This is a genomic window from Phytomonospora sp. NPDC050363 (assembly GCF_040655735.1).
In the GTDB taxonomy this organism is placed as follows: Bacteria; Actinomycetota; Actinomycetes; order Mycobacteriales; family Micromonosporaceae; genus Phytomonospora.
Genome location: NZ_JBFAKK010000034.1, coordinates 1 through 7,926, shown reverse-complemented (window position 1 = coordinate 7,926; position 7,926 = coordinate 1). Strand labels below are relative to the sequence as shown.

1 protein-coding gene, 2 tRNA genes, 3 rRNA genes and 1 pseudogene are annotated in these 7,926 nt (G+C 47.4%); 1 reads left to right on the top strand and 6 read right to left on the bottom strand.

Annotation, left to right across the window (positions count from 1 at the left end; translation table 11 throughout):
* From AB0I28_RS39330 to AB0I28_RS39305, 6 genes are all read right to left on the bottom strand, one after another.
* Positions 1–225, bottom strand: a 225-nt coding sequence (locus AB0I28_RS39330; RefSeq protein ID WP_357501232.1) for a homoserine O-succinyltransferase, incomplete at its 3' end; no start/stop codon positions are given.
* Between the two features lie 882 nt (positions 226–1,107).
* Positions 1,108–1,223 (bottom strand): 5S ribosomal RNA (gene rrf / locus AB0I28_RS39325).
* Positions 1,224–1,363: 140 nt separating this feature from the next.
* A 23S ribosomal RNA gene (locus AB0I28_RS39320) occupies positions 1,364–4,270 on the bottom strand.
* 328 nt (positions 4,271–4,598) lie between these two features.
* Positions 4,599–4,674, bottom strand: a tRNA-Ala gene (locus AB0I28_RS39315).
* A 138-nt stretch (positions 4,675–4,812) separates the two neighbouring features.
* Positions 4,813–4,889 (bottom strand) — tRNA-Ile (locus AB0I28_RS39310).
* 65 nt (positions 4,890–4,954) lie between these two features.
* Positions 4,955–6,494 (bottom strand): 16S ribosomal RNA (locus AB0I28_RS39305).
* The 16S, 23S and 5S rRNA genes sit together here with 2 tRNA genes alongside, the layout of an rRNA operon.
* A 686-nt stretch (positions 6,495–7,180) precedes the next feature.
* Between AB0I28_RS39305 and AB0I28_RS39300 the strand changes: the two are divergent.
* A pseudogene (locus tag AB0I28_RS39300) lies at positions 7,181–7,926 on the top strand (hypothetical protein); the annotation flags it as partial.

Genomic DNA, 7,926 nt, shown 5'->3' with positions numbered 1-7,926 from the left:
TCTTTGGTCAATTCTCAATAGTTGAATATCAACCTGTAAAGGTGTATTCGACAATAGCCTTAGGAACTGGTTTTCAGTTTCTATTTTTTTGGGCATTAAGTTTAATATTAATACTTTCAAGGGACGGATCTCCTGAAGGCTAGCCCTTGTCGTTGTCATGACAAAAACATTTTCTTCGCGCAAGAAATTCACAGCAGGTAACTCGTCTGGTAAACGAATCGGCATCGTTCATCCCCTTTTTACACTTTTATACGTTTAGACTTCTAGAATGCTAAATAATCTAACCAATGTTAAGCACCTTGTCGAGTATTTCAAGGGTGATTGAAATAATTTCATGCCAAGTGACTTGTCTTGATTTCTTTTCAAATATAGCAGAGACGCAACTAGCTGATTTTATATATTTTTTATCTACTCATGATAATTTATAGATACTGATTTAACTTATACACTTTTGATATTAATTAGAGCTAATCTAATCTTCTTCTTCCCTTAACCAAAAGGGTCTACCAATTCAAATTAATTAATAAAAAATAATAAAATCAATTCATTAACTAGAAAAATCAAAATATTGTCATCTACTTCACCATAATCTAATAAGAAGTAAAAAACACAGTAATGTTAGTTACTGAGAAGGATTATTGATAAGCTTGCAAAGATTTCTCCGCTTTAATCACAAGTCATAACGACGTGAACACAGAAATACAGAACACGGGTAACACAACGATTGGTTGCTGAGGGGATTATTGATAAGCTTGCAAAGATTTCTCCGCTTTAATCACAAGTCATAACGACGTGAACACAGAACACGGATCACACAACGATGAGTTGCTAAGTAGATTATTGATAAGCTTACAAGAATTTCTACGTTTTAATCACAAGTCATAATGACGTGAGCACAGAACACGGGTAACACAACGATTGGTTGCTGAGGGGATTATTGATTAACTTATGGCTTTTGAGTCTCTTCCTCTTTCAACCATAAAAATAGCGGGCAGAGTGTAAACAAAGCGAAGCATACCGAACGGCTCAACCACCGTAAACAGCATCATTTTTATTTCCCCAAACGCAAAAAAGCCACCCATTGGGTGGCTTTCTCACTAATTTAATGTCTGGCAGTTCCCTACTCTCACATGGGGAGACCCCACACTACCATCGGCGCTACGGCGTTTCACTGCTGAGTTCGGCATGGGGTCAGGTGGGACCACCGCGCTATTGCCGCCAGACAAATTCGGTTCGTTCCCGTTCAGCGTTTCTTCGCTAAACCAGAACATCAATCTTGAACAAGCTGTTGTGTCCTTCACCTTTCGGCTTCTCACCCACATTCGAAAACTATCTCGTCTCTCTAAAACACCTTCGGTGTTGTCAGGTTAAGCCTCACGGTTCATTAGTATTGGTTAGCTCAACGTATCGCTACGCTTACACACCCAACCTATCAACGTCTTAGTCTTAAACGTTCCTTTAGGACCCTTAAAGGGTCAGGGAAGACTCATCTCAAGGCAAGTTTCCCGCTTAGATGCTTTCAGCGGTTATCTTTTCCGCACTTAGCTACCGGGCAATGCCATTGGCATGACAACCCGAACACCAGTGGTGCGTCCACTCCGGTCCTCTCGTACTAGGAGCAGCCCCTTTCAATCTTCCAACGCCCACGGCAGATAGGGACCGAACTGTCTCACGACGTTCTAAACCCAGCTCGCGTACCACTTTAAACGGCGAACAGCCGTACCCTTGGGACCTACTTCAGCCCCAGGATGTGATGAGCCGACATCGAGGTGCCAAACACCGCCGTCGATATGAACTCTTGGGCGGTATCAGCCTGTTATCCCCGGAGTACCTTTTATCCGTTGAGCGATGGCCCTTCCATTCAGAACCACCGGATCACTAAGACCTACTTTCGTACCTGCTCGAGCCGTCACTCTCGCAGTCAAGCTGGCTTATGCCTTTGCACTAACCGCATGATGTCCGACCATGCTTAGCCAACCTTCGTGCTCCTCCGTTACTCTTTGGGAGGAGACCGCCCCAGTCAAACTACCCACCAGACACTGTCCGCACCCCGGATAACGGGGCAACGTTAGAACATCAAACATTAAAGGGTGGTATTTCAAGGTTGGCTCCACGCAGACTGGCGTCCACGCTTCAAAGCCTCCCACCTATCCTACACATCAAGGCTCAATGTTCAGTGTCAAGCTATAGTAAAGGTTCACGGGGTCTTTCCGTCTTGCCGCGGGTACACTGCATCTTCACAGCGAGTTCAATTTCACTGAGTCTCGGGTGGAGACAGCCTGGCCATCATTACGCCATTCGTGCAGGTCGGAACTTACCCGACAAGGAATTTCGCTACCTTAGGACCGTTATAGTTACGGCCGCCGTTTACTGGGGCTTCGATCAAGAGCTTCTCCTTACGGATAACCCCATCAATTAACCTTCCAGCACCGGGCAGGCGTCACACCGTATACGTCCACTTTCGTGTTTGCACAGTGCTGTGTTTTTAATAAACAGTTGCAGCCAGCTGGTATCTGCGACTGGCTTCAGCTCCATGGGTAAACCACTTCACCTAATGCCAGCGTGCCTTCTCCCGAAGTTACGGCACCATTTTGCCTAGTTCCTTCACCCGAGTTCTCTCAAGCGCCTGAGTATTCTCTACCTGACCACCTGTGTCGGTTTGGGGTACGATTAATGATAATCTAGAGCTTAGAGGCTTTTCCTGGAAGCGGGGTATGAGCTACTTCGCCACCGTAGTGACTCGTCATCAGACCTCAGCATATAGTGAACCGGATTTGCCTAATTCACCTGCCTACATCCTTAAACCGGGACAACCGTCGCCCGGCCAGCCTAACCTTCTCCGTCCCCCCATCGCAATTATCACCAGTACGGGAATATTAACCCGTTTCCCATCGACTACGCATTTCTGCCTCGCCTTAGGGGTCGACTCACCCTGCCCCGATTAACGTTGGACAGGAACCCTTGGTCTTCCGGCGTGCGGGTTTTTCACCCGCATTATCGTTACTTATGTCAGCATTCGCACTTCTGATACCTCCAGCATACCTCACAGTACACCTTCACAGGCTTACAGAACGCTCCCCTACCCAACAATATTTACATATCGCTGCCGCAGCTTCGGTGCATAGTTTAGCCCCGTTACATCTTCCGCGCAGGCCGACTCGACCAGTGAGCTATTACGCTTTCTTTAAATGATGGCTGCTTCTAAGCCAACATCCTGGCTGTCTGAGCCTTCCCACTTCGTTTCCCACTTAACTATGACTTTGGGACCTTAGCTGGCGGTCTGGGTTGTTTCCCTCTTCACGACGAACGTTAGCACCCGCCGTGTGTCTCCCGTGATAACATTCTTCGGTATTCGTAGTTTGCATCGAGTTGGTAAGTCGGGATGACCCCCTAGTCGAAACAGTGCTCTACCCCCGAAGATGAGTTCACGAGGCGCTACCTAAATAGCTTTCGGGGAGAACCAGCTATCTCCCGGTTTGATTGGCCTTTCACCCCCAGCCACAAGTCATCCGCTAATTTTTCAACATTAGTCGGTTCGGTCCTCCAGTTAGTGTTACCCAACCTTCAACCTGCCCATGGCTAGATCACCGGGTTTCGGGTCTATACCCTGCAACTCATTCGCCCAGTTAAGACTCGGTTTCCCTACGGCTCCCCTATACGGTTAACCTTGCTACAGAATATAAGTCGCTGACCCATTATACAAAAGGTACGCAGTCACACCCTAAAGGGTGCTCCCACTGCTTGTACGTACACGGTTTCAGGTTCTATTTCACTCCCCTCGCCGGGGTTCTTTTCGCCTTTCCCTCACGGTACTGGTTCACTATCGGTCAATCAGGAGTATTTAGCCTTGGAGGATGGTCCCCCCATATTCAGACAGGATAACACGTGTCCCGCCCTACTCGTCGAGTTCACAACACTAACACCTTCGGATACGGGGCTATCACCCTTTACTGCCAGCCTTTCCAGACTGTTCTCCTGATGCTAATGCTGATTAAGACTCTGGGCTGCTCCCCGTTCGCTCGCCGCTACTAGGGGAATCTCGGTTGATTTCTTTTCCTCGAGGTACTGAGATGTTTCAGTTCCCTCGGTTCGCCTCGTTTGACTATGTATTCATCAAACGATAGTGCAACGAATTGCACTGGGTTTCCCCATTCGGATATCGTCGGTTATAACGGTTCATATCACCTTACCGACGCTTTTCGCAGATTAGCACGTCCTTCATCGCCTCTGATTGCCTAGGCATCCACCGTGTACGCTTAGTCGCTTAACCTCACAACCCGAAATTGTTTCAACGTTCACTTTACTGTCATGGCTGTGCGTGGTGAACTTCTTCGTTGGGCAGTGCTCGCCATGCTCACGTACCTATGTACGCTGCGCTGGCTGTGCGCTGTCCGCCTTGAATTTCACACTGCTCGCGCATGCCGCTCGAGTTAGTGACCGAAAATTTCAGGTCTGAAATTTTGAGAGACTCTCACATTGTTTAAGCGATAAACAATGTGCGTTGTTTTCAATTTTCAGCTTGTTCCAGATTGTTAAAGAGCATAATTATTCGCAATAGACTATTTGACTAATCTATTCTGAATAATCAGAAAAATTTATGGTGGAGCTAAGCGGGATCGAACCGCTGACCTCCTGCGTGCAAGGCAGGCGCTCTCCCAGCTGAGCTATAGCCCCATAAAGGTTTTTTTAGTATCGACTAATCTCCTGATAAGATTTTTTCTTACTCGGAGGTCTTTTTTCTTAGGCAAGGCGTGGGTTAGCGAAGTTTACACAGGTAAACGAGCTGAACCATAACGCAGCATAAGAGAAAAGTGGTAGGCCTGAGTGGACTTGAACCACCGACCTCACCCTTATCAGGGGTGCGCTCTAACCACCTGAGCTACAAGCCTATCGATACCGCACTTTAATTTCATCAGACAATCTGTGTGAGCACTTCACAAAAACACTTCAATGGTAAGGAGGTGATCCAACCGCAGGTTCCCCTACGGTTACCTTGTTACGACTTCACCCCAGTCATGAATCACAAAGTGGTAAGCGCCCTCCCGAAGGTTAAGCTACCTACTTCTTTTGCAACCCACTCCCATGGTGTGACGGGCGGTGTGTACAAGGCCCGGGAACGTATTCACCGTAGCATTCTGATCTACGATTACTAGCGATTCCGACTTCATGGAGTCGAGTTGCAGACTCCAATCCGGACTACGACGTACTTTATGAGTTCCGCTTGCTCTCGCGAGGTCGCTTCTCTTTGTATACGCCATTGTAGCACGTGTGTAGCCCTACTCGTAAGGGCCATGATGACTTGACGTCATCCCCACCTTCCTCCGGTTTATCACCGGCAGTCTCCTTTGAGTTCCCGACCGAATCGCTGGCAACAAAGGATAAGGGTTGCGCTCGTTGCGGGACTTAACCCAACATTTCACAACACGAGCTGACGACAGCCATGCAGCACCTGTCTCAGAGTTCCCGAAGGCACCAAAGCATCTCTGCTAAGTTCTCTGGATGTCAAGAGTAGGTAAGGTTCTTCGCGTTGCATCGAATTAAACCACATGCTCCACCGCTTGTGCGGGCCCCCGTCAATTCATTTGAGTTTTAACCTTGCGGCCGTACTCCCCAGGCGGTCGATTTAACGCGTTAGCTCCGAAAGCCACTCCTCAAGGGAACAACCTTCAAATCGACATCGTTTACAGCGTGGACTACCAGGGTATCTAATCCTGTTTGCTCCCCACGCTTTCGCACCTGAGCGTCAGTCTTTGTCCAGGGGGCCGCCTTCGCCACCGGTATTCCTCCACATCTCTACGCATTTCACCGCTACACATGGAATTCTACCCCCCTCTACAAGACTCTAGCTGACCAGTCTTAGATGCCATTCCCAGGTTAAGCCCGGGGATTTCACATCTAACTTAATCAACCGCCTGCGTGCGCTTTACGCCCAGTAATTCCGATTAACGCTTGCACCCTCCGTATTACCGCGGCTGCTGGCACGGAGTTAGCCGGTGCTTCTTCTGTCGGTAACGTCAATCGTTGATGATATTAGCATCAACGCCTTCCTCCCGACTGAAAGTACTTTACAACCCTAGGGCCTTCTTCATACACGCGGCATGGCTGCATCAGGCTTGCGCCCATTGTGCAATATTCCCCACTGCTGCCTCCCGTAGGAGTCTGGGCCGTGTCTCAGTCCCAGTGTGGCTGATCATCCTCTCAGACCAGCTAGGGATCGTCGCCTAGGTGAGCCATTACCTCACCTACTAGCTAATCCCATATGGGTTCATCCGATAGCGCAAGGACCGAAGTTCCCCTGCTTTGCTCCTTAGAGATTATGCGGTATTAGCTACCGTTTCCAGTAGTTATCCCCCTCTATCGGGCAGATCCCCATACATTACTCACCCGTCCGCCGCTCGTCAGCGAGAAGCAAGCTTCCCCTGTTACCGCTCGACTTGCATGTGTTAGGCCTGCCGCCAGCGTTCAATCTGAGCCATGATCAAACTCTTCAATTAAAAGTAGCTTGATGCTCAAAGAATGTCTTACTGACCGTAACGTTCTTTTGTTCGGCTAACTTTGTCGGCTTCGCATCGCTTACCCTCGCCGTACCTAAGTACTGTCTCGGGTTATCTCTGCTTGCCTTCGCGTTATCCTTCCAGAATAAGCGTTACTACCTTATTTCATATATATGAATTAACGTGTTAGTCACTCTTCAAGACTTAAAATCAAATATTTTTTTGATAGTGTCCTGTGAGTGCCCACACAGATTGTCTGATAAATTGTTAAAGAGCGTTGCAGCATTTCGTCGTGAAATTTGACCTTCTGGGTCGTTGCTGCGAGGAGGCGTATAATACGTTTTCCTCCGTGAGAGTCAAGCAATTTTTTGCTTTTTCTTTTCAGAATCTCTCGCTGCCGTTTCAGTGTTCACCGCGCTTTGCGTTGTCTTGTTCCCGGTCAGTGGATGCGCATTATAGGGAGTCAGAAAAATCTGGCAACCCCTTTTTTGCATTTTTTTATTCAACTGCTGCATTCCACAGCAAAACCCCTACTTATACTGACTTATCCACCAAGTTATCCACAAAGCGAAAATAATTTAAAATTTATCGCGCATTACGCAAACGTTTGCGTTACAATTAGCGCGAAATTTCAGCATTGATTTTGTTTTTATGTTCTGAAATTGTTAGTGACTTATATATCGCTATTGAAGAAGCAATCAAATTCCGCTTTTATAAATAGGTATATAAGAAAAGCCAGTGGCTTTTCACTCATTGATATTCGTATTGCCTTATTTATTCAAATCCAAGGGATCTATCTCATGCAACTGCTTCGTCCTATTCGTCGTGCCCTGCTTAGTGTGTCTGATAAAACAGGGGTTGTTGAATTCGCTAAAGCGCTTTCCGAACGTGGTGTTGAACTTCTATCAACTGGCGGTACTGCGAAACTCCTCGCAGAATCAGGTCTTAACGTGACTGAAGTTTCAGATTACACGGGATTCCCTGAAATGATGGATGGCCGCGTAAAAACGTTGCACCCGAAAGTTCATGGTGGCATTTTAGGGCGTCGTGGCACTGATGACGCAATCATGCAAGAACATGATATTTCGCCTATTGATATGGTTGTTGTGAATTTATACCCTTTTGCTCAAACAGTAGCAAAACCAAACTGCACACTAGAAGATGCAGTTGAGAATATCGATATCGGAGGCCCAACCATGGTGCGCTCTGCGGCTAAAAATCATAAAGACGTTGCGATCGTAGTCAACAGCAATGACTACCAAACTATTATTGATGAAATGGATGATCACCAAAATTCGCTGAATTGGGCAACCCGTTTTGACTTGGCCATAAAAGCGTTTGAACACACCGCCGCTTACGACAGCATGATAGCGAACTACTTTGGCGAGTTAGTTGCCCCTTATTATGGTGATACCACGCAGCCTTCTGGTCG